This is a genomic window from Clostridium sp. BIOML-A1, assembly GCF_009874105.1.
In the GTDB taxonomy this organism is placed as follows: Bacteria; Bacillota; Clostridia; order Lachnospirales; family Lachnospiraceae; genus Coprococcus.
The window spans coordinates 309,891-336,616 of the sequence record NZ_WWTL01000004.1; the positions used below are offsets into that span (position 1 = coordinate 309,891).

The 26,726-nt window shown below is 40.8% G+C and carries 19 protein-coding genes; 2 read left to right on the forward strand and 17 right to left on the reverse strand.

Going from position 1 to position 26,726, the window contains the following annotated elements:
* Positions 1-290: 290 nt before the first annotated feature.
* Both GT641_RS05150 and GT641_RS05155 read right to left on the reverse strand, forming a co-directional pair.
* Positions 291-1,859: a DUF6034 family protein gene (locus tag GT641_RS05150; RefSeq protein WP_161116975.1), complete on the reverse strand. Its 1,569-nt coding sequence runs from the start codon at positions 1,857-1,859 to the stop codon at positions 291-293.
* A 95-nt stretch (positions 1,860-1,954) separates the two neighbouring features.
* Positions 1,955-3,550: a DUF6034 family protein gene (locus GT641_RS05155; RefSeq protein WP_161116976.1), complete on the reverse strand. Its 1,596-nt coding sequence runs from the start codon at positions 3,548-3,550 to the stop codon at positions 1,955-1,957.
* Positions 3,551-3,860: 310 nt separating this feature from the next.
* Between GT641_RS05155 and panD the strand changes: the two genes are divergently transcribed.
* Entirely contained in the window at positions 3,861-4,244 is a 384-nt protein-coding gene (panD, locus tag GT641_RS05160; protein ID WP_117785827.1) for an aspartate 1-decarboxylase, read from the forward strand.
* A gap of 316 nt (positions 4,245-4,560) precedes the next feature.
* Here the strand turns inward: panD and GT641_RS05165 are convergent, their stop codons facing one another.
* From GT641_RS05165 to GT641_RS05225, 14 genes are all read right to left on the reverse strand, one after another.
* Positions 4,561-5,331 (reverse strand): hypothetical protein, encoded by a 771-nt coding sequence (locus GT641_RS05165; protein WP_161116977.1) that lies wholly within the window; start codon positions 5,329-5,331, stop codon positions 4,561-4,563.
* Entirely contained in the window at positions 5,328-6,854 is a 1,527-nt protein-coding gene (locus GT641_RS05170; protein ID WP_161116978.1) for a hypothetical protein, read from the reverse strand. Before GT641_RS05170 ends, GT641_RS05165 begins: the two co-directional genes overlap by 4 nt.
* A 17-nt stretch (positions 6,855-6,871) precedes the next feature.
* On the reverse strand, positions 6,872-11,044 hold the full coding sequence (locus tag GT641_RS05175; protein WP_161116979.1) for a VWA domain-containing protein: 4,173 nt from the start codon (positions 11,042-11,044) through the stop codon (positions 6,872-6,874).
* Positions 11,035-13,815 (reverse strand): glycoside hydrolase family 3 C-terminal domain-containing protein, encoded by a 2,781-nt coding sequence (locus GT641_RS05180; RefSeq protein WP_347562846.1) that lies wholly within the window; start codon positions 13,813-13,815, stop codon positions 11,035-11,037. The genes GT641_RS05175 and GT641_RS05180 overlap by 10 nt, the downstream gene beginning before the upstream one ends.
* A gap of 307 nt (positions 13,816-14,122) precedes the next feature.
* Entirely contained in the window at positions 14,123-14,419 is a 297-nt protein-coding gene (locus GT641_RS05185; RefSeq protein ID WP_161116981.1) for a nucleotidyltransferase domain-containing protein, read from the reverse strand.
* 113 nt (positions 14,420-14,532) lie between these two features.
* The gene (locus GT641_RS05190; RefSeq protein ID WP_008401970.1) at positions 14,533-17,040 is read right to left on the reverse strand and encodes an FN3 domain-containing metallophosphoesterase family protein; all 2,508 of its coding nucleotides are present in this window, start codon (positions 17,038-17,040) and stop codon (positions 14,533-14,535) included.
* A gap of 27 nt (positions 17,041-17,067) precedes the next feature.
* Positions 17,068-18,276 carry a YibE/F family protein gene (locus GT641_RS05195; protein WP_161116982.1) on the reverse strand — a complete coding sequence of 403 codons (1,209 nt, stop codon included), beginning with the start codon at positions 18,274-18,276 and terminating at the stop codon, positions 17,068-17,070.
* Between the two features lie 342 nt (positions 18,277-18,618).
* The gene (locus GT641_RS05200; protein ID WP_165852988.1) at positions 18,619-19,254 is read right to left on the reverse strand and encodes an N-acetyltransferase; all 636 of its coding nucleotides are present in this window, start codon (positions 19,252-19,254) and stop codon (positions 18,619-18,621) included.
* An 87-nt stretch (positions 19,255-19,341) separates the two neighbouring features.
* Complete coding sequence (locus GT641_RS13345; protein WP_347475226.1) at positions 19,342-19,572, reverse strand: RNHCP domain-containing protein; 231 nt, start codon at positions 19,570-19,572, stop codon at positions 19,342-19,344.
* Positions 19,482-19,802 (reverse strand): RNHCP domain-containing protein, encoded by a 321-nt coding sequence (locus tag GT641_RS13350; protein WP_342413217.1) that lies wholly within the window; start codon positions 19,800-19,802, stop codon positions 19,482-19,484. Before GT641_RS13350 ends, GT641_RS13345 begins: the two co-directional genes overlap by 91 nt.
* Positions 19,759-20,061, reverse strand: coding sequence for a CD3324 family protein (locus tag GT641_RS05210; protein WP_008401977.1), 303 nt, complete (start codon positions 20,059-20,061; stop codon positions 19,759-19,761). The genes GT641_RS13350 and GT641_RS05210 overlap by 44 nt, the downstream gene beginning before the upstream one ends.
* A 272-nt stretch (positions 20,062-20,333) precedes the next feature.
* Positions 20,334-20,789, reverse strand: coding sequence for a GNAT family N-acetyltransferase (locus GT641_RS05215; protein WP_119962370.1), 456 nt, complete (start codon positions 20,787-20,789; stop codon positions 20,334-20,336).
* Between the two features lie 92 nt (positions 20,790-20,881).
* Positions 20,882-21,475 (reverse strand): DUF3267 domain-containing protein, encoded by a 594-nt coding sequence (locus GT641_RS05220; protein ID WP_008401980.1) that lies wholly within the window; start codon positions 21,473-21,475, stop codon positions 20,882-20,884.
* An 11-nt stretch (positions 21,476-21,486) separates the two neighbouring features.
* Positions 21,487-21,837: a GNAT family N-acetyltransferase gene (locus GT641_RS05225; protein ID WP_008401981.1), complete on the reverse strand. Its 351-nt coding sequence runs from the start codon at positions 21,835-21,837 to the stop codon at positions 21,487-21,489.
* Positions 21,838-22,146: 309 nt separating this feature from the next.
* Between GT641_RS05225 and GT641_RS05230 the strand changes: the two genes are divergently transcribed.
* Complete coding sequence (locus tag GT641_RS05230) at positions 22,147-22,383, forward strand: DUF6061 family protein (RefSeq protein ID WP_161116983.1); 237 nt, start codon at positions 22,147-22,149, stop codon at positions 22,381-22,383.
* Between the two features lie 394 nt (positions 22,384-22,777).
* Here the strand turns inward: GT641_RS05230 and GT641_RS05240 are convergent, their stop codons facing one another.
* On the reverse strand, positions 22,778-26,503 hold the full coding sequence (locus GT641_RS05240) for a M64 family metallopeptidase (protein ID WP_161116984.1): 3,726 nt from the start codon (positions 26,501-26,503) through the stop codon (positions 22,778-22,780).
* Positions 26,504-26,726: the final 223 nt, after the last annotated feature.

Genomic DNA, 26,726 nt, shown 5'->3' on the forward strand with positions numbered 1-26,726 from the left:
ACTTGCACGCTTGTGTGGAGCACTTATCGAAGGCGAGTCAACGACGATGCCTGAGTTTAGTGCGTACCATGTAAGTCCCCTTAGCGAAGACAAACCAAAGGTGCAGTCTGAGTTTAGTAGGACTTACTGATTTGTCAGCAGTCGCCCAAACTCACCCTGACGGGTTCAAACATGGGCTTGGTGCTGACAGCTAGTGCAAGTCTCATAACGAAACTACACAAATGTCGATGTTAATTATATAGAGAAGGCGATGGACGTGCCTTTTTAATCTACAGTTTTAATTTATAGTTTTATTCTTCAGAAGTATCTTCTGCACTATTGTCCTCAGCGGAAGTATCTTCTGTACTGTTATCCTCGGAGGAAGTATCATCAGTATCATCGATATCTTCTCCGTCTTCTGTCGGTGTGTCATCATATGTATAATATGTGCCAAGTGACTTGGACAGTTCCAGAAGATCGATCACTGATCCGTCTCTTGCATCTATGACTACCATCTGTGTAGGATTGTCTTTTTCTGAATAATCCTGATATTCATCATACTGGGACAGAATCCATGCAGGTACATAATCGAACTCACCATCTTTCTCGCCTTTTTTCAGGTAGTATGTAAGTTCCATTCCGTTAAACTCAATCTTCTTATAATTAGATGGATATTTGCTGTAATACTCAGGAACCGTTTCATCCAGCTTTGCAAGCAGGTCTTTATAGGAGAGAATCTCTGCTGCCTGTGGTTCTCCGTCTGCCTCCAGATATTCGCACCAGTTTGCTCCATTAATACCGTTAGAATCTATACTAACCGAACATTCTTCCGTCGGAATATCAATAGAAGCATTATCCTGCTGAAGATTTTCAACATTCCATGCATTTACAGTAGCAGTTGGCTGATTGTTGATCGCCCTTGAATATATAAATGTATAACCATCTACTTCAGTTTCTAAATTATTGCCATCATTATCATAATAAACCCAGCAAAGTGCTGATGTCTTCTTTAATGATGCATCTGTGCATCCAACCTTTGCCAGAAAATCATCTGCCATCTGTCTGGCTTCATCTTCTGAGAATGTGCACTTATTCATGTTTGCATCTACAGAGCCTGCATCGTCACTTTCATACTGCATATAATCATCAAGAGTTGTGGAATAGCAGCCGTTTGCCCCATCCTTTGGACGATAGGTTAAGGTATCTCCGGTAAAATATAATGAATATCCGGTAGAACCATTATCTTCATCCGGTGTTGAAATCGTAAACTTCTGATCTCCGATCGATCCGATAAATGCATCACCTGAATAATCGCCGGCTGCCGGATATTCATCCGGTGCAGTCTGCATTTCCGTCTTCAGATCCTCAATCCATGTATCATAGTATGATACCATATCTGTATCAGAACTATTTTTCTTCTTTTCATTCTCATACATGTCGATTTCTTCCTGAATATCTGATTTGGTACGTTTCTCATAATCATACTCATAGATACCCTTATCTTTATCAAATACAGCCTCCACTGTCTGCTTCTTATCATCATTTGTCGTGGTTTTCTTCTTGCAAGGTGCAACATACAGATCTCCTGTATCCGGTACGATCACCTCTTCTGCATCAATGGCAATCTTCTGAATACCGGAATCACCTGTTGCGATCTGTGTATCACAGCTCTCAGGAATACCATATTTACCCTGAAGACTTCCGCTGTCTGCGTTGCTTCCACTTCCAGATCCTCCATTTCCGTCTACATCATAATCCACATCTTTCTTTCCGCATCCGGTTGCTGCTGTGCTGACTGCCAGCATACCGACCAAGAGCATAGCTGCCATTTTCTTACGATATGTACGAAATCCCACTTTATTGTTTTTTTTGTTCTGCATATAAGAACCTCCTCTTTTTCTTCTCTCATTATTATAGCTTCTGGATCATATCCAGTAAATGATTAATTTATAAATGTATTTACCGAGTCATTTCATTACTTTTCAGCTGTGTCACCGGTTGTGTCATCGGTTGTATCGGAAGAAGCATCTGTTGTATCCTCTGATGAATCTGTATCTCCGACAGAGGTTATCGATGAATCGCCTTCATCGGAGACATCTCTTGCAATCGTATCAGTATCATAATTCTGATATGTTCCAAGCGACTTAGACAGTTCCAGAAGGTCGATCACTGATCCGTCGACAGCATCTAAAACCACCATCTGATCCGGATAGTCTGCATTATTTGATTCATCTGCCATATCTTCGTACTGGGTCAATATCCATGCCGGCACATATTTGAATACTCCGTCTTCATCAGTCTTTTCCAGATAATAAGCAAGCTTCATGTCATTGAATTCAACCTTCTTATATCTGGTTGGATAAGTTGTATAATACTCCGCAATATTTGTATTTGCTTTCTTTAGAAGCTCATCAAATGATAACAGATCCTTACTCTCCGTCTTATCTGTAATCTCAAAATAATTTACCCAGTTTGCAGATATAACACCATTTGAGTCAACGTATACTTCACACTTTTCTGATGGAATACTTACAGAGGCATCATCCTGCATAAGATTATCAACATTCCATACTTCGGCAGATGCTGTCGGCTGATTATTGATCGATCTTGTATAGGAAAATACATATCCATCGACCTCTACTGAATCTGTATTACCATCTGCTCCATAATAATACCAGTAAAGATCCTGTGCCTTATTCAGTGTTACATCTGCCATACCGATCTTATTTACAAATTCATCTGCGATCGACTGTGCTTCATCTTTTGAGAATGTACATACATTTGTGGATGACATATCAACATCCGTCAGATCATCACCGGTATCCGGTGTGGAAAAATATACACCGCTGGCACCATCCTTTGGACGGTAAGTGATCAGTTGATCTTTCAGACCCATGGAACCGCTTGCCCCTCCCTGATCATCTACATTAACTAGGAATTTTCTACCACCGATTTCTCCCAGAAATTCAGTACCGGAATAATCATCAGCTGCCGGATATTCATCCGGAGCCTTCTGAAGCTGATCTTTTAAACCATCGATCATGGAATCATACCAGGTTGAGCCGGAAGTATCTCCATTCGCTGCAGAATTCTTCTTCTCCTTTTCGTACTGATCGATCTGTTCCTGAATATCTGCTTTTGTCATATTATCATAATCAAATGCATAGATACCTTTATCTTTTTCAACAAGCGATTCTACAAGTTGCTTTTTTGCATCATTTGAAATTTCTTTTTTCTTTGCATATACGATTGGAAGATCCATTGTACTTGGAACTGATACCTCATCTGCTTCGATCGCAAGCTTGCTCAAGCCACTGTCGCCTGTCTCAAGTGTCATATCACAGGATTCCGGAATTCCGTATTTATCCTGAAGACTTCCACTGTCTGCGCTTCCTCCATTTCCTGATCCACCATCTACACTGTAATCTATATTCTTCTTTCCACAGCCTGTAAGTGTACTTCCTGCAACCAGAACTCCTGCTACGGCAAGTGCTGCCATCTTTTTATAATGCAGCTTTCTGTTTACCTGTGTTTTCTTAATACCTGCTGTGTCTTTTCTTATTTTTTTCAAAATAATTACCTCCTGCTGTGATCCTGCATTCTAACAAACAAAATTAATATATTTTTTCAGCGCTGTAAAAATATTAACACAAACCATCGATTTTGTTCATTAATACGGGTCTATTTTTTTATTAAACTTTCTTAAGCTTTCTTTTCATTTTTCCCGACATATTAAATGTACATGACCACTACATATTTTATGCAATATAGTTGCATCCTTTTTGCATCCTTTTTCTACAATTTCTTGTATTTCTATATTGCATTTTTTCTTTTTATGTTATAGTATGTGCGATGAGAAAGAATAAAGAGGTGTCATTCCAATGAATATTACCATGTTAAAAAGTAAGATCCACAGAGCAGTTGTTACACAGGCTGAACTGAATTATGTCGGCAGTATCACGGTAGACTCTGAGCTTTTGAAGGAAGCAGGAATTCTTGAATATGAAATGGTGCAGATTGTTGATATTGAAAATGGAAATCGTTTTGAGACATACACGATTGCCGGAGAACCGGGATCCGGTGTTATGTGTTTAAATGGTGCCGCTGCCAGACAGGTTCAGGTAGGCGACCATATCATTCTGATGTGTTATGCTTCTATGACACCTGAAGAAGCCAAAGAATACCGACCAACGGTGGTCTTTGTAAATGAAGACAATTCCATCTCCCGTATCACCAGCTATGAAAAGCATGGCGAGATAGGCTAGATAATAAAGCAAAAAGAAAGAGACAGTACCTATTATTACGCAAGACACTTTCGTTCTATCCTACTCTGTATAACTTTGAACTAAGCTCGGCAAAGCCTCGCTAAGGTCTCAGTTATCATGTAACGGTTCTAAGCTCACTGCTTTCAGCAGTTCAATAAGCACCGACATTCGGACAGGCTTGCTTCATAATAGTACTGTCTCTTTCTTTTTAATTTACGATATGAACAATCGCTTTTCTATTTTTCTTCTTTATTTACTATCCGCAGGACTCTGGCCAGGTTGCTGACTACGACTGCATTTGGTAATACATTCTTGGTTACAACTCTTTCCCATTCCATTCCTGTTTCATCTCTTGAGAATCTGCTTTATCTGATGATATATCTTGACTATTAGCCTTCTGATCATATATCTTTGTATTTACGTCATAGGAATTTGATGCATAGCCCTGTTCATCCGCATTATAGCCATTCGAATAATAGTCCTGCCCATTTGCCTCGTAGCCATTCGGATAATAACCTTGCGTATTTGCTTCGTAACCGCTCGGATAATAGCCCTGCTCATCCGTTTCGTAGCCATTTGGGTAATAGCTTTGCGCATTTCCCACATAGCCATCCGGGTAATAGTTTTGCTCATTTGCCGTATAGCCATCCGGGTAATAGTTTTGCGCATTCGGATAATAGCCTTGTGTATATGGTTGCTGCATGTTCTGAGCATTTACAAGCTGTATATATTCTCCGCTTTCCGACTGCTGATTTTCTGATGTAGTTTTTTTCTGCTTCTTCTGTTCTCTGGCAATCTTCTTCTCATTTTTCTTCTCGGCTTTCTTCGCCAGACGTTCTTCTCTGTGTTTTACCCTGTATGCCCGAACGATCAGAATATATACGATCCATAAGATAAGCAGGGAAACGATCGCAATCCCGGCATATAACTGCCACCGATGATAGGATGTAGCATAACGGTAGCCAAGCTCACTGTCAAGCGTCAGCAGTTTATCTCCTGATACCTGTATTGTCAGATAGATGCTGTAACCGATCACACCCGCACCTGCAAGTGTAAGAAGGATCTGAATAATAGTATATACGATCATGACTGCTTCCTCCTTTTCCTGCCCTTTACGAATACAATGATATAAAGGATCAACAATACGAGAAACAAGCCGCCAAGTGCGATATATTCAAATATCCGCTTCACTGTTTTTCCTGATTCATAGGTGACTGTCGCTGAATATACCGACTGATTTCCCACAGCATCTTCGGCAATTAATGTTATCGTATTCTCACCGCCTGACAGCGTTATCTTCTTGTTAAAATAGTTCTGTGTCAGTTCAACAGGTTCTCCGTTTAATGTAAGAACTGCACCGGCTTCCGTATATCCATTCAGATAGATGCTGCCTTCCGTTACTACTTTTCCGTTTATGTCTTCGGATACAGATAATTGCGGTGGAATCGTATCTACATAGATATCTTTTGAAAATTCGGCTGCATTTCCTGTTCCATCTGTTACTACAAATGAAACTGTGTTATCACCATCTTCCAGATTCACACGATACATGCCGGATTCTTTTTCTCCCTCCAGAATTTTCTGTTCTCCCAGATATGCATCAAATGTGCTGTTAGTATCTAATGTCACCGTTGCATTTATGAAACTGTTTTTTGTCATATCCGAATCCGTATCAAAGGCTACATCTGCCGATACTTTTACTGCCGGATCTGCAGTGATCAGATCATACATACAGCTCTCATTTGTTCTCACAACTGCCAGATATACTTTAGAAGCATCTTCTGAAAAATCTCCATAAAACGCTTCTGCTGTTCCAACATCTTCTTCCTTTATCAGGTTATGGTTCTCATCCCAGACAAGGACTGTATAAGCTTCATCCTCTGCTGCATTCCATGAAATATAATAACCATCGTTATAGGTTCCGCCTTTTACGCCATCTACCTTCTGTGAATCATTTGGATTCTGATAACTGACAAATCCATCACTGTACGCCCGCTGATAGATTCCATCCACAGATACACGGATATAAAAATGATATTCACCACTTGAAAGGCTGTCCAGATCAAAGGAAGCAGTTCCCTTCTTATCCATATATTCACTGTAAACACAGGTTCCGTCAAATCCCTCAGAATCTGTATCGGCGAATATTTCTACATAGATCTCGTCCGGACTGTCCATGATCTTATAATCTGCTGTAACGCTTCCATCTGTATTCTGTGTTACTGCAAATTTGCTGATCACTAAAGAATTCGGAAGTTCACCGACTGTTACATCTACAGTTCCAATATTGTCGCCGCTCACCACAACCGTCCAGGTTCCTTCTTCTCCTTTTCCTACATTAACGATTGCTTCACCATTTGACTCATATACCTGATCCGGCGTTTTGTCCTTACTGTAGACCTTACCGGATGGTGATGTCAGCTTTACGGTTCCTGTCTGTTCATAGTTTTCCCATGTTACATAGAAGACCGCTTCTGTATATTCACGACCCAGATCGATCGTTACCTCTGTCTCTGCTGCATGAACCGGAAGTACCAGACAGCCGACCACGGCAATCATCATTAACAGCCATATACATATTTTTCTTATTATGCTTATCTCTCTTTTCATATGCTTCTGTTACCCCCTTAGTTGGATGATGCATGAACTTTATCCCACAGGAAGAGTTCTCCATTATCTTCGTACCAGATGGATGCTTCTTTCTCTTTGCCGTTATTTCCACTGTAATTTAATGTTACCTTGGCTTTATTAAAGTCCCAATCCCAGTCAACAGCAAGCTTCGAAGCTCCCTTTGCATGTACATTAGCAGGTGCCATATCCACGTTACCATTTACACCAAGCTTGATATATCCACCGGTCAGATTACCACCAAGATTAGCATCTGCTTTTCCCTTTACCTCACAGCCAAATCCTGAGATTCCAAGTTCTACAGAAGCAGATACATCCAGACCATCTTTATTTATCTTTGCTGCTGCCTTCGCCTTTTCTGATCCAAGCAGTGACAGATCAGCCGAGATTACAAATTCAGGATCACTGAAATTAATCTCTACCTTACCATTTGCTTCACCGATCTCACCCCATGACTTGAACTTCTTCATCAACGCATTATTGCCGTTAAACGAAGCAAACAGGTTGATATCTGCACCCGCAGTTCCTGCAAGTATAATGTCCTGCTTATCATATAAAGTATTATCAAGACCGGTACCGATAATATTATATGTTTTCTCCGGGATCACCGATTCATACAGATCTAAAGCGATCGTACTCATGCCCTGCAATTCTCCGCCAACCTGATTGATGTCAATGACTTTATAAACCGTTATTCCCGGATCTAATGCTGCTCCGATCGTAACTTTATCCGGCAGCCAGTAATAAGAAGAAAACGAACCATCAAATCCGGCAATCCGGCTGTCAAAAAATCCCGGTATGGATGTTGCCAGATCGATCTTTCCACTGATCTTCCAATATTCGTGATCAGGATCCAGAGAATTTAATTTTAGTGATAATTCATTGATTCCAAAAGTTCCAAAACTAATCTTATCATCTGTGGAGAATGTCACCTCGCCACCAAACTGAATACCATTCGGTGTGATCGCCATTGATAAAGCGCCATCCAATCCACCAAAGAATTCTTTTGCTCCAAACTGCTTTAAGCTGCTCCGTTTCGTAGTAGACTCTTTTTTATTCGCTCCGGTCTTATGTTGAAGTGATTTCTTTGTTGAACCAATAATTTCATCCAGCCGGAATGATGAGATATCCACCTGTAACCGGTTACTGTGCAGATTTACCTTTGCAACATCAATATCCATGATAAACGGCACGGAAAGATTCAGACTGGCAATCGTCTGATCAAATGATATATCAGATCCGCTGACCGTTACATAATATCCATTTTTACCGATCACATAATCTTTATTTCCCATAACCAGGCTGGCGAAGCTTCCATTTGTCTGTTCCATATCTGCATAGCTGATATAGAGTTTTTCATATCCCTGAACCTTACCGGAATCGCCGACCTTGATCGTCTTATTTGCCACAAGGGAAAGATCCGGATCCATGTCGTCCACAATGATCTCCATATCACCTGAGCTGTGAACAAATCCGTTGATCATGACATTTCCACTGGCCGCCAGGCGATCATCCGCTGTCTGACCGATAGCGTCTGCCGTGATCGTCATATCACCAAGTCTTATCAAAGTTGTTGTGCCTGTCTTGAATACCTTAAACAGAGATTTTCCTACAACCAGACGACCATCAGTTGTCTTTACTTTGACATCATAGATACCGGCAGTCAGTTCACCATTTAACTTTCCTGTAAGGTTCGTTTTATCTGTTACCTGTATATCGGTTAATGCCAGATTGCCAACTGTCACACTTGCAACATCAGAAAATCCGCCGCCATTTACAGTCAGGGTGATACCATTCTGCACATCCTTTACAGATACATTTCCCGGCGTTACCGAAGATACTCCGAGTGTATTCTCATCTACCTTCCGGATAAATCCTGCATCATCTGAATCCTCCGGTTTATTCTCTTCTTTCAAATAATAATTCTTTGTCGCTGTTGCATTATATTCTGCGATATCAACAGTAAGGAATCTAGGATCTACATCCGGATTCTTTGTTACCGTATATGATATGCTGTAATTATTTACGATATATTTCTGAAGATACAGATAGATATCCGATAGCTCCGTAGATGCAGATGCCTTTACGAATTTACCACCGGTTACTTCTGCGATTGCCTGCATATATGCGTCATCACATTCGCCAAATCCAACCGTATATACACTGATTCCAAGTTTTGCTGCTCGGTCAGTTGCAGCCTGCATATCTTCTTCCGAACCTCCGTCCTGTCCGTCAGACATCAGGATAACTGCTCTGCTGCCTTTTTCCGCTTCCAGATTATCAAGTGCAAGATTTAGACCGGCAGATATGTTGGTTCCACCACCATCTGAAATAGCTGCTATAGAGTTCTTCAGCGTTCCGCTTCTGGATGTCAACGATTGCTCCAGATATGCCTCATTATCATATGAAACAATCATCATTTTCTCTGAGGTTATATGCTCTACCGCTTCTGTTGCGGCCTGCTTTGCGTTTGCGATCGCCGCACCTTCCATGCTGCCGCTCTTATCCATTACGATACCGATACTGACAGCTTCACTCTCTGCCCCGCTGTTCAGTGTAAAATCCGTGATCTCATACTGCGTATCGATCACCGTAAAATCTTCCTTTGTAAACTGATCTGCCAGTTCTTCTTTGGAGTCCTTTGTTCCATTGATATTAATGTATGCCTGAATGGATGGATATGCCGAAGTATCGATACGGCTGATATGAATGTTGATCCTATCGTATTTTAATGTGGTTGCAACGTACGAATTAAATGAACCATTTATGGTTTCTTCCGATACAGGAACAACCTGACTGCTCTGTTTATCTACCATATCGTTAACGGCAGCATTCAGCTCAGCATTATAACTGTCATCGGAGATCTGATTGTACTGTGTCACAACTTCATCAATTGCATCTTTTAATAATGATGAATCACTGATCTTAGCACTGTTATCAATGACATTATGCAGATGCTCGTTTGCCGTATCTCTGTCATCCATTGCAAGATACAATTTGGACAACTGCAGTTCGTAAAATCCCGTATCGTCTCCACGATATGGCTCCTGTACAAGAACATAATTAACTGCACGCTTGATCGGTACATAACTTGCATCCTTATAATAGGAATCCGCTTCCTCCAGCAATTCATTTATCTCATCTGCATGTGCTCCGTCATAACCTTCATCATCTATCAGCTTCTGTGCCTTCTCTTTCGCGCGCTCCGCCTTCTTCACCAGGCTCTTGATCTCATCATCCTTCATATCGAATGAGTCTTCCGTATAGTTCTGATCTCTGGTATTTCGATATACTTCTTCGACAATTACATCCGTATATATAACCGTATTCTCCGGGCTTTTAAAATTCTTGTTCAGCTCGGAGGCTATATCCTTTGCCTTATCAAAATCATTCTGATATACATAATAACCGATCTCCCGCCGGAGTACTTCTTCTGTCTCACCATATGTATGCTTCAGATCCCTGATATCATCCTCTGTAAGATCAGCAACTGCCACGCCATGGATCTTATTGTCAAGCTCATACGCTTCTTCAAACTCCCGCTGTTCTTTTCTGGTAAAATCAAGATCTTCGATATAGGCAGTCAGTGAATCTGTCAGTGTTTCATTTGATGCATTACCCGTGTCATCTGACTCCCCACTCCATGCAGTCTCCTGCACGCCATCTTCTTTTTCCAGATCAGACAGATAAGATTCATAATCTGTATATGCCTTTTCTCCTCCGGAGATCATTCCTAGTTTCCCGGAGCAATAGTCATCAAGAGCCGTCAGATATGCCTTTCCTGCCTTACTGATCCCGTTTTGTTCTGATAACTCCTGAAGTTTAAAATGGCCATTAATATAATCTCCGTTCATGACATCACATGCCACACTGAGCAGTTCTTTTTCTTCAAAAGAACCTGCAATGTCGTCAAGAAGGATTGCCGCCTGATCGATATTGCCCTCTTTCATATAACAATACGCCATATAGATATTCTGATCATTTGTATCTGCGTCCGTAAAATATGCCCGGACGCCAAGAAAGGTAGTCCCGGCAAAAGCCAGAACTACCCCTATCGTGAGCAGCCATTCTGGGACATTTCTCTTTGTCTTAAAGATGAAATGTCCGCATATATCAACGACTGTAAAAAACAGAAAGATAATTGCTATCTTCAGTAAAATATTTAATTCCAAATTTTGCCCTCCCTTAAATATCTGAATCTGATCTGTTTTAAATGAAGACCATTTTTACCGACATTCAGACGCATAACTGAAAATCTGGTATGCAGATCAAATTCTTTTTTGATAACCATGTCTTCCCCATTTGTTCCATGGAATGTGAAACTGAGGCTCGGTATATTGGTATAATACAACGTACATGGCATTTGGGCAAGTTCTGAGAGATCGGAACTTCCGATCAGTTCGATCTCATAAATTCCTTTTTTTTGTACATCAAACGGAAGTACATAATTTACACCGGCTTTCGACTCCTTGGTATCAAGTCGTAATTCATAGTCGCCATCTAATCTGACAAATTCAACCTCTGACAGATCAACATCATCCGGTTCCGCCGGACGATTGATGATCGATACCTCTGTCGGGCAGCCCATTGCTCTGCGCATTGCTTCTGTATCAAGTACAAAGCCACAGATGTTCGCTGCATTTCTCTGAAGCTCCGCGCGCTTCAGCCGTCCATCTACGAGTGCTGCGACTGTATTGTCTCCGCTGGCATTTGTTGATCCATCCGGACATACCATATAGATATCATTCTGCGCACGTGCCATTGCCGCAAAATTAATCTTATCCGGCTCCTGTCCACGCTCATTGATGGATGCCCACCAGTCAGTCATGACGATACCTTTAAATCCCCATTCTTCTCTGAGGATTGTCGTACAGAGATCATAATTTCCGGCTGTCCATACTCCGTTTACCGGTCCGTATGTCGTCATAATCGCATCGCAGACACCACTTTTTACGATCATCTCAAAGCCTTTCAGATAGATCTCCCGAAGTGCACGTTCTGATACAACAGGATCTGCAAAATGTCGTCTCATCTCCTGATTATTTGCACAGAAATGCTTCGCTGCCCCTGTTACACCTGCTGCATGCAGACCTTCTAACACCGCACCGGCAAAGCATCCTGTCACATATGGGTCTTCCGAGAAATATTCAAAGTTTCTTCCATTTAACGGATGACGGTGAATATTCATACCGGGTCCCAGTAAACAGTCAACCCTCTGTGAGATCATCTCATAACCGGTACAGGTGTAAAGCTCTTTTACAAGCTCTGTATTAAATGTACATCCGATGATCGTTCCGTTTGGCAGACTGAATGCTTTCACGCCACAGTCTAACCGCATACCGGACGGTCCATCACTGCAACATACCGAAGGGATTCCATGACGGTTGATCAGTGACTTGGATACACCGCCAAATGCTGCTGCCGTTCCCGGTGTTACAAGTGAACTTCCCATGCCTTCTCCTCGAATGATACAAGTAAGGTCATCGTCTGTCAATTCTGAAATAAATTTATCCATTCCGATCGAACCATCTGCCACATCGGATAATGTATGAGTACCCATCGTCTGACGGATCTCCTGTGGAAGATGATCCTGTCTTCTCTGCTTCTCGTTTGATGCATGCTGTGGTGCTGCTTCCATCATGACCTGATATCCGTTCTCTGTCTCTGCTGCCTTCATTCTGTCAAATGCTTCTACCGGAGCAAGTGCAGAGCAAAGCTGTTCGATCACAAGATCATCTGCAAGCTCAAACGCGCCTGCACATTCTGCACTTCTGACATTTTCGCCGGCAAATACATGATATGTGCCTGCTTCTAATACAAATGCATAAGCATGTCCTGTAATACCGGAGTCGTCATAGGAAGCAAAGCGGCTGTATGGAACGGTAATATCCAGTTCTTCTGATTCACCCGGTGCAAGCTCCTTCGTCTTTGCAAATCCGACAAGAACCTTATCTGCTTTTCCAAGCTTACCCTGCGGAGCTTCCACATAGACCTGAACAACATCTTTTCCTTTCTTTAAACCGACATTTGAAACAGTTACATGAAGTGTAAACTGCTGTTTCTCCGGCTCATTTGCAAATACAACGACTGCCTTTTCAAATGTTGTGTAGGACAGACCATATCCAAACGGATATCTGACGCTGTCCTTTGCGAAAGTCTCAAAATAACGATATCCGACATAGATATCTTCACTGTAATAATTCTTATCCGGATCACCAAAATATGGTGTAGAAGGATAATCAACAACTTTATATGCGATCGTGTCTGTCAGATGACCGGATGGTGAAACAGCTCCTGTTAATACATCTGCCGTTCCAAGTCCGCCGACCATGCCGCCCTGCCATACATACATAACGGCTTCCGGCTGGTAACGGTCTGTAAAACTCATATCGAGCAGGCCGCCGACATTTAATAAAACTATCATCTTATCAAAGTTCTTTCTTACTTTTGTGAGCAGATCTTCTTCCACATCTGTAAGCTGATAAGAGCCCTTGGTATCACTTGCATCCTTATCCTCGCCTGCTGTACGTCCGATGATCACGATAGCTGTCTCTGATCGCTTGCCGGCTGCTTCCACAACCTCATCGGTCAGCTCCATTTCTTCCTGACACCACGGTTCATTTCCCCAGCCTTCGCCTTCATTAAATGGATGTGTCTTTTCCCAGTCCTGATAGATCCTGATCAGCTCCTCATCCAGGATGACCTGACCACTCTCACGAAGACCATCTACGATTCCATAGACCTTTGATACATTTACCATTCCTCCTGAACCGGTTCCGCTTTTATAATAGTGGTTCTGGATTCTTCCAAATACTGCCACCTTCTCATCTTTTACAAGCGGAAGTGCCTGATCTTTATTCTCAAGCAGAACACAACCTTCTGCTACTGTCTGTTTTGCAAGTGCTACATACTGATTCCAATCCAATACTACCTGATTCTTCATATCCATCATACTCCTTTTCCTGATTTTATCCGTTTGTTTTATCTCATTTATATAGTTACGTCCTTGTTTAATTTATAAATATAATAATATTTTTTTATTTATAGAAATATAATAAAAACGATATTTTTATCATTTTTTCGACTATTTTAAAATCAAAAAAACTGCTGTTTGAATTATTCAAACAACAGTCTTTTCCCATATTTTATTTGATTCATTCTTACAATATTAAATGATTTTATTAATCTGTTCTTTCAGCAGTTCAATATCATCGCAATATCCAATTATTTTCTTAAGAATCTCTACATCATTATTCTTCATAAAGAACCACCCCCTCATTTTGAATATTGTCTAAAAATATCTTGTCTTTTATACCCGTCGTAACGACATCAACATGACACTGTAATTCATCTTCTAAATCATACACGAACGCCATGTACTTTATTAAACTCGTCATCTTTCCCTTATCCACATAAAGATCTACATCACTGTCATCATTTGCTTCTTCTCTTGCATAAGAACCAAACAAACACATACGAGATATGCCATGTTTTTTTGCAATTGGTATTGTTTTATCTTTGATTTCTTCAATTGTATAACACATCATACATACCTCCCTCTCAAAATATGCAAGCAAGTAATTTTATGTTTATTATACCACAAGAATCCCGCCCGGCATACACCAAACGGGATTCTTATATTTTTCTGTATGACTGACACTTACTGTTTATTCTTTCTGCTCTTTGCGAACACACAGCCAGCTCCAACAAAGCATGCGCAGCTTGCAAGAACTGCTACATAAACGATCGGGGTTGTATCACCTGTTTTTACGAGCTTAGAATCTTTACCGGTCTTATCTTCGGTTGTACCTGTATCTTTAGTAGTCTCTGAAGATATTGTTGATTCTGTATCTTCCATCTCACCGGTATGTTCCTCGGTGGTATCTTCATCACTGTCTGAATCTGTATCCTCCGTGGTTGCTTTCTGAGTTGTCTCGGTTGTAGCATCCTCGGTCGTAACTTTTTCTGTCGTTTCTTCTTCAGTCGTCACATTCTCCGTTGTCGTCTCCTGTATAACCGGTATAGCGGCTGTCTCTACCTTTCCACAAACAGTACATTCATGCTTCTTTATTCCTGTAGCAGATGTTGTGGCTGCTGTTACAACCTGCCATGCGCCATACTGATGACCCTTTGCCGCAACTACTGTATCAAGAAGTGTGATTTCCTGTTCACCGTCTGCATCACGGAAATATTTGCCGCATTCATCGCAGTACCAGTATGCGATATTTCCTTCATCCAGACAGGTGGCTTCTCCGGCAGATACTGCCTTCATATTATGTACATGCTTCTTATTGATTGCAAATGAATCAACCACGCTCATATCACTGGTTCTATATGTTGTTACCTTAAACTGGCTGTCTGACACATCTACTCTTGAAATGTTTGGAACATTTTCCTGATTCATCACTCTGGAATATGGGAAGCTTGCATTCTTGATCGTGTAGAACTTGGAACCAGATGCAGAGTTTAATGTCACATATAAGATTCCTGTTGGATTTGTGATCGATGAATAATCGGCATCATTATAGATCGATGCATCTGTCATCGGATCAAGTCCATCCATCATGTAGGTTCTGCAATATACATGGTCATGTCCCATAAGAACCACATCGATATCAAGATCCTTGAATACCGGAACCAGTTCCTCTCGTCTTGTCAATATGCCGCTCTCCAAAGAATGGCTTGCTACGGAATAAATGGAGTGATGGAATACAACCACCTTCCATGTAATATCCTGACCTGCAGTTGCCTGCATTGCCTGTTCCATAAATGCCTTATGCTCGGCTGTCGATGTATTGTTACTGTTCAGTGCAAGGAACAGTACATGATTGTATACGAAATAATAGTCTCCGCCTGCTGCAGTCGTTCCATAGCTGCTTTCATTCGGATTGTTAAAATGCTGATCGTACGCCGCAGAACCGGAATCATGGTTACCTACCACTGTTGCGGTTGGAAGATCAAGTAAAGTATCATGCTCCAGATATCCGTCGTACTGATCTTCATTTGATGCTGTATTTACCTGATCACCTGCTGATAACAGGAAGTCCACACCGTCAAATGCACTGTTGCCGGAAATCAGCTTTAGCGTCTTCTCCCATCCGTCTGTATCGTTTACAGAACTTCCGCTTGCACCGATCTGTGGATCACCTGCTGCTGCAAATGAGAATGCGCCTGTTCCACCGGTTGTAAAGGAACGGATCTCTGACTTTGTCTCTCCATTTACCAACTGATAAGCATATGTCGTATCAGCTGACAGTCCGGTTGCTGTCGTCTGATAGTTGTAGTAACCGGATTTGTTGGATGCAGTTTCATTTGCCGTGAAGCTCTTTGCATCTGCCGGCATCTCGTTCCCACTGACTTCTGAATTCTTAGCAACCAGAAGTGTGCCTGTTCCATCAACATCTGCATACCAGGTTACATTGATCTCAGACGCATCCTTACCAACCGTCCATGAGATATTCTTCTGTGTATATACCGGTACGGATACTGTCGTCTCAAATGTAAGAGTCGGCATATCAAAATAAATATCCGAGCTGGATGAGCGTCCCTGATGAAGCTCTACTGCTATAACATTTTTTCCATCCTTCACTGCCGCAAGTGCTGCCGGATCACTGGTACTGATCGTTCCAGTCTTTGGATCGCCGGCATTGGAACCGCCATACTGAAGATTGCCTGTTATGCTGTCATCATCAAAGCCTGCAATCTTCACACCATTTACATATACGGTTGCTGCATCATCATAGATCACACTTCCTGATATCTTCGTTACCTTAGAAGCATCCGGTATCGTTACATCCGTACGGAAGAAAAACGCTTCAATATCGGTTGTTCCATCTGCCTTGTACTGTGTTAATAATGTCTTTGGTGTACATCCGCCACCCAGATCATTGATTTTTCCTTTCTTTGCTCCAAAAGGACCTGTCGCTGTCTTCCATGCAGATATGTCATAGTCATCCTTGGTCCAGCTTGTCCGGTCATAGCCTGCTGCTATGCTGTCGCCTGCCGGGTCGCTTCCATCATCCAGATAACTCCATGTTACATTTCCATCCATTGTTACATCATTCTCTGCTGCCCTTGTCTGAAAAAGGGGCTGTGCCATCGTTGCTACCAACAATAATGACAAAAGTGCAGAAAGTCTTCCTGTTGTCTTACGTCTGTGTTTTTTCATTCATTTTCCTCTTTTCATCTTTTCATTTTATCTATGTGAAATGCGCATTGCTGCGCAGATTCCTGTCGTTATCGGTACGGTAAGGATCACTCCGATCGTTGCACACAATCCCTGTGCAAGCTCGATCGCCAGGTAGTCCGATGATATGAACTGTGTCCGGCTCACTCCATAGGCGGTTAATACCAGCATCGTATTGAGTGCCGTTCCCGCAAATGCAAGGATCAGCGTATTGCTCATGGTTCCGATCATATCTTTTCCGATATTAAATCCCGACTTCATAACCTGTCGAGCGGTTACCGAAGGATCTACAGCGACCAGTTCCATAAGCGCTGCCGTAAGGGAAACTGCCACATCCATAACGGCTCCAAGGGAAGATACCAGAACGCCTGCGATCAGAAGTGATCGAACCGAAAGTCCTGTCGCTCCCTGAATGACCAGAAGTTCTTCCGCATTGTCACTGTTAAATCCTGTAAGATGTAAGGTTTTTGAACTTATGTAAAAAATAATTCCTGTTACTGCAACTCCAAGTACAGTAGCAAGTGCGGATACAGCCGTCCGTCTGCTGCAGCCATTTAACAACAACAGGCTGACTGCTGTTCCTGTTAATATGGTCAGGATTGAGACAATTACAGGAGGAAATCCGTGGTAGATCGCCTGAACCATAAACAGTACTACCAGAAGAAGTGTAAAAACGACACCGGCTAATGCCCGTAAGCCTTTTCCTTTTCCCACAAACAACATTACCGCGGCAAATACCACCACAAGGATGCCAAGTGGCAGGCACCTGTCATAATTGAATACTGTGTAGTAGGGAGCTACTCCCTCCGGCATATCTGCACATACGATTATTTTCTGATTAGCGTTTACATAGATGTTATGTGTCTGCGACAAATAATTATCAATCGATACTTTGTCGCCTTTCTGATCTCCTTCCAGAATCAGAACTGTAAGCTCCTGTTCCCCAAGATATCTGGAATGATCATATGGATCTGTCTCCAGCCGCTCATTATCGACAGATACTACCCGCCCTCTTACGAATGTCCTGCTGTCGTTGTTGTACATTGTATAGCTGTTGATCCGATCCCAATCAAATGAACCTGCCGCCAGAAGAAAGGCTGCTCCGATCAGGAAAACCGCGATATATACTGCGTTTCTTCTCACAAATAAAACAAGATGCCCATCTGCTTTTTTATCCGTTTTTCTTGTCGTTTTGTCTTTTCTCTCTGTCTCTTTCATTTTCGGCTGCCTGCTCCTTATACATATGAGGCGAACCTGCCTACTCCTTGAGGTGGTCTCACTTCATTTCTGTATTTATTATAGATATGCCTGCATGTGCCTGCTATCACACTTCCGTAAAGATTGCAAGAGTTGTATATTTCTTTTGTAAAATTCACGAAAAAACAGGCAGTCCCGTTATAAGACTGCCTGTTGGTTATATTTGTGTTGTCTTTGAAAAATAAAGGCAATTAAAAATAGATAACCATGTTCCAGGTTATCTACTCTTAATGTCTGATTTATTCATTTTTAGAATCTGTAATTGATCAAACATACAATTTCCAGTTTTTTAACTGTAACAAACTATCGTAATACATTCGATCTTGAATAAATGTAAAACAGCTCTTGTGTATATTTATAGCCTTCTTCCATCTGCTCAAAAGAACTATCAAATTCTTCAAAGCCACTCTCATCCATCTCATGTGCAGGGCTTTCAACATATTTCCACATTTTTCCCTCAAGAGCATCCTCGTCAAGAACTTTTACCATAAGAGCAACCGGGTATACATCTTTGTCTATACACACATTATATCGCTTACAATTTTTAAATCCATAACAAGCATAATTTTCTGGATTCCCCCAAATCGCTATCGTGTCAAAGCCCAGCTTTCTTGCTGCCTCCAATGAATGTTCAAGAAGCTTTCTTCCATAGCCCTTTCTTTGATAGTCGGGATGAATTGTAAATGGGCCGAAAGATAAGATTTCTTTTTCTGTTCCATCCATAGCAACCAGCTTTGCCTTCACATAAATAATAGAACCAATTATTTTCCCATCCTCTTCTAATACAAAATCTAATTCCGGAATAAAATCTTCACTATTTCGAACCAAATGGGCAAAATAATGTTCATTGCATCCCGGCACAGACAAGTTCCAAAATGTCTCCTTTATCATTTCCTCTACAACTCTATAATCATCTGTTTTTTCATTTCTTATAATCATTTCACGTTCTCTCCTTATATTGCAATTTTCTCCAAACTCAAAAAGGCATCCGTTAACCAAATGACAGATGCCCATGTTTTAATTTAACTACTTAAGATATCCCTCTCCACCCATTAGCATTGTCATTTTCTCAATCCTTTCAAGCGGAAATGGTGGATGGCCAATAGGTTTCATTGCAATTGACATTAGCTTCATTGGATTATCATCTGCCGCAACTCTGTTAGAACTCAATGCTCCGCACATCTTACATCGGTGAATAATAGCCCATTCGCCCTTATTTTTACCCATACTGATACTGGTTCCATATGACCACCGCAATCGGACTCTCGGTCTCCTGGTTCAACATCAACATGTAGACTGTACAGACAATTCGGGCAATGATTTCTATGGTCACTTCCTGCCCCTTCTGGAGCTACAGTTCTTCCACAATTTTTACAAACAAACGTTTCGTTACAGGGATGCGTCTTATAATATCCCTTTTCGTATTGCTTGCGCTTGTTTTCTCTATTCATTGTTGAATCCTCCATCTTGATTTTTTGAGGATTCATATTCACGTATTATTCCTTGAATTCTTTTTTCTGAAAGAAAAAACATTTTGCCAAGTTCTGCGATAGTTTCACCCGAATTGAATCTACTTACTATCTCCTTGTTTCGCTTTGCAAGCCTGTTTTTGGCACCGTTCTTTTCACCCCAGCCCATTGCTTTCTCACTCCTGCGCGGGATATATAAAACTTTGCCATCAACATATTTTTGAATTTCTCTAATCAAGTCTTCTGGCAAGACTTCATCTGCATTAACATAGCTCATATGCGTCCTCCTAATTGTCACCTTAGGATGCAATGGCTATAGCATTTAATTTTTTTTGCAATAGCCACTGCTATCGCACAATTACCTTATAATTCTTCATAAAACTCTCTTTGAACCTTTCTGGTTGTATTTTGTTCAGAATACCATACGCAAACTATAACAACAACCTCTAATTCGATTTAAATCGAAATCAATTTCTCAATATAACATGTTAATAAAATTCTAATGGAACAAAATTGCTGCACGACGGCCTGCCAAGGCTGTCTTTCTTATCATTTTTCTAAAACAAATCGTGCTACTTTAACATTTCCATCCATTTCCATAGACACTATATTAAATCCACATTTTTCTGTATAAAACTTTACATTTTCCTTTTTATCTATGGGTGTAACTAAGGTAATTTTATCCCAATCCCTATAGTGTGATGTTACAAATCTAATTGCTTGCGTTCCAATTCCTTTTCCTTGAAACTCTGGGACAACACACAAACACCCAACTTCATATATTCGCATTTCCACTTTTTTACAAGAAACACAACCGACCGGTTCACCATTATATAAAATAATAAATTTTGGATATTCTATTATAGATTTTTCCATCATCTCTTTAGTCTTTCCATACGCCGGACATTCACCATATTTAATATAATCACTATAAAATGCAAAATTATAAATATCTATTAGCAATTCTGCATCCGTAATATCTGCTTTTCTATATTCAATCTTCATAAACAATACCTCTCCAAATTCCGATTTTTCTTTCCCGTATTAATTGCTATATGTTTTCACTTGAATAATTAAGCATTTTTCCAAACAAAAATTTAAGAAATCTTATACATATCATTCTTGTAGAACATTATTAAATCGCTTTTTTCAGAATTTCTTAGAACGACAAGGACATTAAACACATCTGGGAATGGCGAAATCATCCCCATACATGCCATGCCAAAATTCAATCCATTTAATACTCTAAATTCAGCAGGACTAATTACAAATAATATAAATGGAACTAACCCAAGAACAAATGGCAACAGGCACATCAATATAAACCGATCTCGCCTCAATGGATATGATGCTAATGCAACAAATGTTGCCTTTCCTTTTATTCTGCCTATTGTTACATCTGCTTCCTTAGGATAAACAATTCCATGTAACCACTCATGAATTATTAACAGTAAAAAACCGAAAGCAAATCCGACCAGAATAAATATTGGCGAGATTACAACGGTCTTGCATATTATCGTTTTACAAAGCATAGCAATAAAAAGGATAACACATAAAATTACAGCAATTGGCACTGCTTTTTTCATCAGTTCACCAACACTCTGCGGTGTTTCTATCTTTACTGCACCATCCAGCAAATTTCCTGTTTGATATTTATTTATATCGTTTATTGACCACACAATTTTTATCATATTAAATCCCTTTATTCATTACCTCCTGAACTTTTATCAGAAAAGCCGCTAGAAGTTTTCTTCTCCATCACATAGTTTTTAAGTGTAATTCCCATCCCCTGATAATTTATATGGACATACAGCCTAGCCAGACAGCCAGATTGATCAATGTCTCCAAATCCAACAACCTCATCATCCTCCACTGCAACCACTGTTTTATGATTTAAAAAAGAGTGGTTCCATTCTTGTAAATCTACGCTACCGGTTGCCCATGCATTTAACTGTTCTTCTGTATAATCCTTTACATTTATGCTATGTACCGTATTGTAGAACAATTGCGCCATCTGCTCACAGTCAGTTGACTTGTATTCTCTAAGTTCCATCTTTTATCCTCATAAACTGGAATTGAGATTTCATGTATTCCAAGGGATTTAATAATTGTTATATTTTATTATCAAATATCTCTGAATCCCTTGAAAACACTAAGTTTGTCGCAGGTGATCTTTCCCTTAGACTTTCCCTTATGTTATATCTTCCCATATGGATTTATGAACCCTGATAAGGGAAAATACAAGGAAAAGAAAATCCTCTAAAACAGTATAACACAAAATAAAAACGACATGGTGAACTGATTGAAATGCTTCTGATTTTTGTAACAAATGATTGATTGAATGATAAGGAGATTTGATACGATGAGAACAATATTTGCAGAATACAATCCACAACGCAACAGCATTGATGTTTATACTTCTGCTGGCTATATGCTCCGCATTGACTGCTGGGAAGCAGAAAAGAATTTAAAAACAACACCCATATTAGATTGTGCATTAAATGCACTTGCTATTGATGAACCACTTGAATATGCAAGACTATACCTTGATGGAACTATGCAGATGTGGGTTGATGCCGAAGATTCATTTTATTTATGATGATTATACTGTCACTCCTAGTGTCTCCAGAGAGTGACAGTTTCATTGTCATTTTGAGCTCGTCTTTTTTAAGACAAGCCTCGTATATTTATTTGTAAGCTGCGTTCGCTTCTTCTTGAGTGATTTTCCCAGTTTTAACAGCATCAGAAATTGCTTCGTCTAATTTAGTATAAACAGTAGTTGTCACAACTCCGAAGCCGCTGACGAACAGCAGAGCGATCCACAGCCACTCATACTGTTGTCGCCGGTCTGCGGATTCTGAACATCATCCGAAGGCTTGGTGGTATCGTCAGACTTGGTAGGAGCGGCAGGTTTGGTTGCCTTCTGACCTTCTTCGATAGTCTGAGTCGTTACTGCAGAGCCACCGGCAGAATCAAAGGTTACGGTATAGTTTTTATTTCTTTGTTGTAACAGTCTTAGCTTTTGACCAGCCTGAATAAATCCTTATGGATTTGCCGTTAATCTTAACTGTCTTATAGGTGCGAACTCTTACATAATACTTTTTCTTGCCCGAAAGCTTTGAAATTTTCTTTGATACTGTTGTATTCTTGCCTACTGTTACGGTCTTAGCCTTGCTGAATTTACTTGAGGCACTGTACTGTACCTGATAGCCTGTTGTCTGTGTAGCCTGCTTCTTCCACTTTACTGTAAACTTCTTTGAACCTGCTTTAAGTGAGGAAATACTTGTTGCCTTTGGCTTGATTGTGAAATAAAGCGTCTTTGTTCCGCTGTATTTACCCTTAAAGGTAATCTTTACTGCGTACTTGCCAACATACTTTCTGCCTTTTGCATAAGACACAGTATAGTCAGTATTCTTAACAAGTGTCTTTCCTGTTCTGTCCTTAACAATAACCTTAGGTGTTCTAACCTTTCCGTTATATGTTAATGATGTTGCTTTAAGCTTTATGCTTGATGCCTTTGGAATTACTGTCGTTGAAAGAGTTTTCTTACATACCGAACAGTAATTTACTATCTTGCCGTTTGCTGTTGGGGTTGCCTTTGTTACGGTTTGCTTTGTGGTGTGGGCAATCTTAGCAATATTGCCCCAAGATGCAAGGTCGGTTATTTCCTTTGTACCGAGTACATCTTCATAGAACTTGCCACAACCTTCGCACTTGTAGTATGCTTCCTTACCGCCATCTGTGCAGGTGGCAGCTTTCGCAGCAACCAAAGTCAGATTGTGAGTGTGCGGTACAGTTTTGTAATATCCGCAGGTGTCGCAAACATTGTCAGAACCGTAATCGTGAGCCGCTTCGTCCTTTTTGTCGTGGCAACGAGAACATTCATGCCAGTGGTTAGTATCATCAGACTTCCATTCTGTGCCTGCGGTATGTCCGGGAGCCGGAATCTTCACACTGGTTTTATCGGTAATTTCTACCGATCCTGTTGCATCTGCGAACCACTTGTCACAGCCATCGCAGGTGTAGTATGCGGAATTGCCCGCAGTAGTGCAGGTGGCAGCTTTCGCAGCAACCAAAGTCAGATTGTGAGTGTGTTCTTCGTTTTTATTTTTGTAATAATATGTAACAACCGTTCCGTCCGAAACAATAGGCTTATTCAAGCCGTCAACCTTTATAAATTCATAATCATAAAGTGTTTTTGCCGGTGTTAAATCAAGCTTTGTGCCGTATGGCACGGTAAATGTTCCGCCGGCAGTGTTTGGAATTTCAGAGCCGTCCTCAAATTTATACTGAATTGAAACGGTTGTGTAGCGCTGTGTTTCCGTATTGTCGTCTGCAAGCACATTTCCGTTTTCATCGAGCACCTGAAATGCCACGGTATCGCCGCTCTTAAGCTGTGCATCAGACGGAATTTGATAAATAAGCGAGCAACTCTTTAAGCCTGAATTAAAGTCGCTTTTGATGTGATCCAAAGCACCGAGCGGCCAGAAATTTGCCTTATCATTCCAAACAGGAATGTCAAAGGTTTGTACTGTTTGAAGCGGATTCCCCGATGAATCGGTCGCAACGCTTCCGTCGGAGTGCTTAATCCACATTTTGAATTTTAATTGTCGTGCATTTTTATCTGAAATGTTTTGAATAACAGTTCTAAGCTCGATTTTTTTACCGTTCATATTAGTATTAAATCTGCTTTTGCTGTTGCCGCTCAAAAGTCGGTCATTGCGATTATATGTGTAATTATAATATGAACTTGTTTCAAGGTCGGTAAAATCAGACGGCTTTGAATAAGCGCCCGTATATTCCTTAACCTCGGGAGTTGCAACATAAAGGTCTACATCCTTAACAAGCTGAGACATTCGCTTGAAGCCCTGCAAACGGCAAACCTCACAGAATTGATAGTTTGTGTCTCTCATTATGCACTCATAATTTGAAACAAGCATTTTTGAGCCGTAAGCATTGCGGCAGGTATATGTGTTTCTAAAACCTAAAAGCTGTCGCCATTTTATCTTTTCCGGGTCTTCAACCGAGGAAAGATTGAGTGATTTAAGTTCCTTATCGTCAAGCAAATATCCGTTACTGTATTCATCACCGAGACCGAGCAAACCGTGTCCAAACTCGTGTGCAAAAGTTTTTGACGCACGATAACTGTCTGATGGCGAAATGAAATAATGGAAGCCGTATTCACGGTTATTATAAGCACCGCCGAAATCTGATTTTGTGTTTACAACCATAGCGAACTGAGCAATATAATCGTGAACATAATAATAAGGCTCATATTCCGAACCGGACGGAATTGTGTTTGGATCACACTTTTTTTTGATATGAGCATCGTGAATTTTCTCGATAAATTCAGGACCGATACATCTCTCAAAAATATGATTTTTCCACTGACTTCCGTGGAGATTATTAGAAATAACAGGCGAATTATATTTGTCGACTATAACATCAAAGAAGGTGCTTCCACCATTGTCAAAAGTCGATTCGGAAGCTGTGCAAAGAGCGTAAACATTGAATCTGTCGGCATAACTGCGATACGGTTCATATTTCATAGCGTCCTGCCAAAGTCGTTTGACATCATTGATGAATTTGCCCTGCTGACTTTTTGTGTATCCCTCGCCGCAAACGACAACAACCATATTTTCCGTGTCGCTGCGTGTTTTTTGGATGGTATAAACAGGGATGGTAGGATTAGAATATTTTCCGTCATTTGAATACCACGGGCCGAGGGTGAGCTGAATGCTTTGCTCGGTGCTGACATTCCAATCGGGATTTGCGTCCTCGGCAGGTTCCGAAATTGTATAATCATCCTCTTGCTTATTTGGAGCAGAGCCGATATAAGGACTGCTTTGTGAGCCGCTGCCGGAAGTTGTAACAAAATATTCGGAATCGAGATAAAATGCAGGTCTTACGCCCAAATCGGAATACCACGGAGCATAACGACCGACCTGACCCGATGAACTGATATAACGCATATCGTGATTGCAATCGGTAACAGGAGTGCGAAGCCAATAAGGCCAAGCCATACCGTCATTATTATACGCAACATAATAACCTTTGAGATTTTTCCACACGGCATTAGCCTGCTTTACATCAAGAAGAAAAACCTTTTCGGTTGTAGTTTCAAAATATGAACTGTCGTAGTTTGCCACCGCTTCCGAAATATCGGTGTAGTATAACAAATCCGAATTTGCGTCTCCATCAACTATGCCCTTGTTGTATTCGGGATGAGAAACGAGAGAACGCTGGGTAACGGTTTTCATTGCCGCAATTTCAGATTTTGAAAAAGCGTTGAGAAAACCCGCTTTTTCGTTGTACGCTCCCACACCGCTTACATATCCGTCTTTCGGAGGGTTGCCGCAAAGCCAATCGACTTTGCCTTCAGCTGCGGTCGAATTTAACCAAGAACGCATATTGCTGTCTTTCCAATAGTTAGAACCGTAATCATCACGCTTATAGCTTCTGCTGTGTGATTTTGAATTGCTGTTGTCATTTGTTTTGGCATCATATGCAAGGGTGTCAACAATTTTGTCTGCAAGCATAAGCGGTCCGTTATTGTCAATGCTTACACATCGCCAAAGAATTGAGGCATTGTTATACGCGCCCATTTTAACATAGTCGCCAACTTTAATATCGGGCTTTGATGCCGCCTGAATGGTCATCGGCAAAACGGAGATTGCCATGCACAATGCCAAGAATATTGCGGTTATTTTTTTCGTCATTAAGGAACCTCCTTTATAAGCTATATATTTGCTTTTATTATATTGTAAGGTGTTATATGCGTCAATGAAAATCCACCTTATTCCGTGAAACTTACCATAGTGTTACATCCCTTTTTTTCAGCAATAATACCTGCTGGAAACTGATTTTCGCAATACATTTTATTTCACCCACTAGGTTAAACAAAATTTTGTTTTTTTACTGTATCATCATGCATTATCCTGT

Excerpts from the sequence above, each read along its gene's own strand:
- GT641_RS05165 (WP_161116977.1), bottom strand. The coding sequence starts at position 5,331 with ATGATCGTATATACTATTATTCAGATCCTTCTTACACTTGCAGGTGCG.
- GT641_RS05200 (WP_165852988.1), bottom strand. The coding sequence starts at position 19,254 with ATGATTATAAGAAATGAAAAAACAGATGATTATAGAGTTGTAGAGGAA.
- GT641_RS05215 (WP_119962370.1), bottom strand. The coding sequence starts at position 20,789 with ATGAAGATTGAATATAGAAAAGCAGATATTACGGATGCAGAATTGCTA.
- GT641_RS05185 (WP_161116981.1), bottom strand. The coding sequence starts at position 14,419 with ATGATGTGTTATACAATTGAAGAAATCAAAGATAAAACAATACCAATT.
- GT641_RS05220 (WP_008401980.1), bottom strand. The coding sequence starts at position 21,475 with ATGATAAAAATTGTGTGGTCAATAAACGATATAAATAAATATCAAACA.
- GT641_RS05150 (WP_161116975.1), bottom strand. The coding sequence starts at position 1,859 with ATGCAGAACAAAAAAAACAATAAAGTGGGATTTCGTACATATCGTAAG.
- GT641_RS05225 (WP_008401981.1), bottom strand. The coding sequence starts at position 21,837 with ATGGAACTTAGAGAATACAAGTCAACTGACTGTGAGCAGATGGCGCAA.
- GT641_RS05195 (WP_161116982.1), bottom strand. The coding sequence starts at position 18,276 with ATGAAAGAGACAGAGAGAAAAGACAAAACGACAAGAAAAACGGATAAA.
- panD (WP_117785827.1), top strand. The coding sequence starts at position 3,861 with ATGAATATTACCATGTTAAAAAGTAAGATCCACAGAGCAGTTGTTACA.
- GT641_RS05180 (WP_347562846.1), bottom strand. The coding sequence starts at position 13,815 with ATGAAGAATCAGGTAGTATTGGATTGGAATCAGTATGTAGCACTTGCA.
- GT641_RS05240 (WP_161116984.1), bottom strand. The coding sequence starts at position 26,503 with ATGACGAAAAAAATAACCGCAATATTCTTGGCATTGTGCATGGCAATC.
- GT641_RS13350 (WP_342413217.1), bottom strand. The coding sequence starts at position 19,802 with ATGAATCCTCAAAAAATCAAGATGGAGGATTCAACAATGAATAGAGAA.
- GT641_RS05170 (WP_161116978.1), bottom strand. The coding sequence starts at position 6,854 with ATGAAAAGAGAGATAAGCATAATAAGAAAAATATGTATATGGCTGTTA.
- GT641_RS05190 (WP_008401970.1), bottom strand. The coding sequence starts at position 17,040 with ATGAAAAAACACAGACGTAAGACAACAGGAAGACTTTCTGCACTTTTG.
- GT641_RS05230 (WP_161116983.1), top strand. The coding sequence starts at position 22,147 with ATGAGAACAATATTTGCAGAATACAATCCACAACGCAACAGCATTGAT.
- GT641_RS05210 (WP_008401977.1), bottom strand. The coding sequence starts at position 20,061 with ATGAGCTATGTTAATGCAGATGAAGTCTTGCCAGAAGACTTGATTAGA.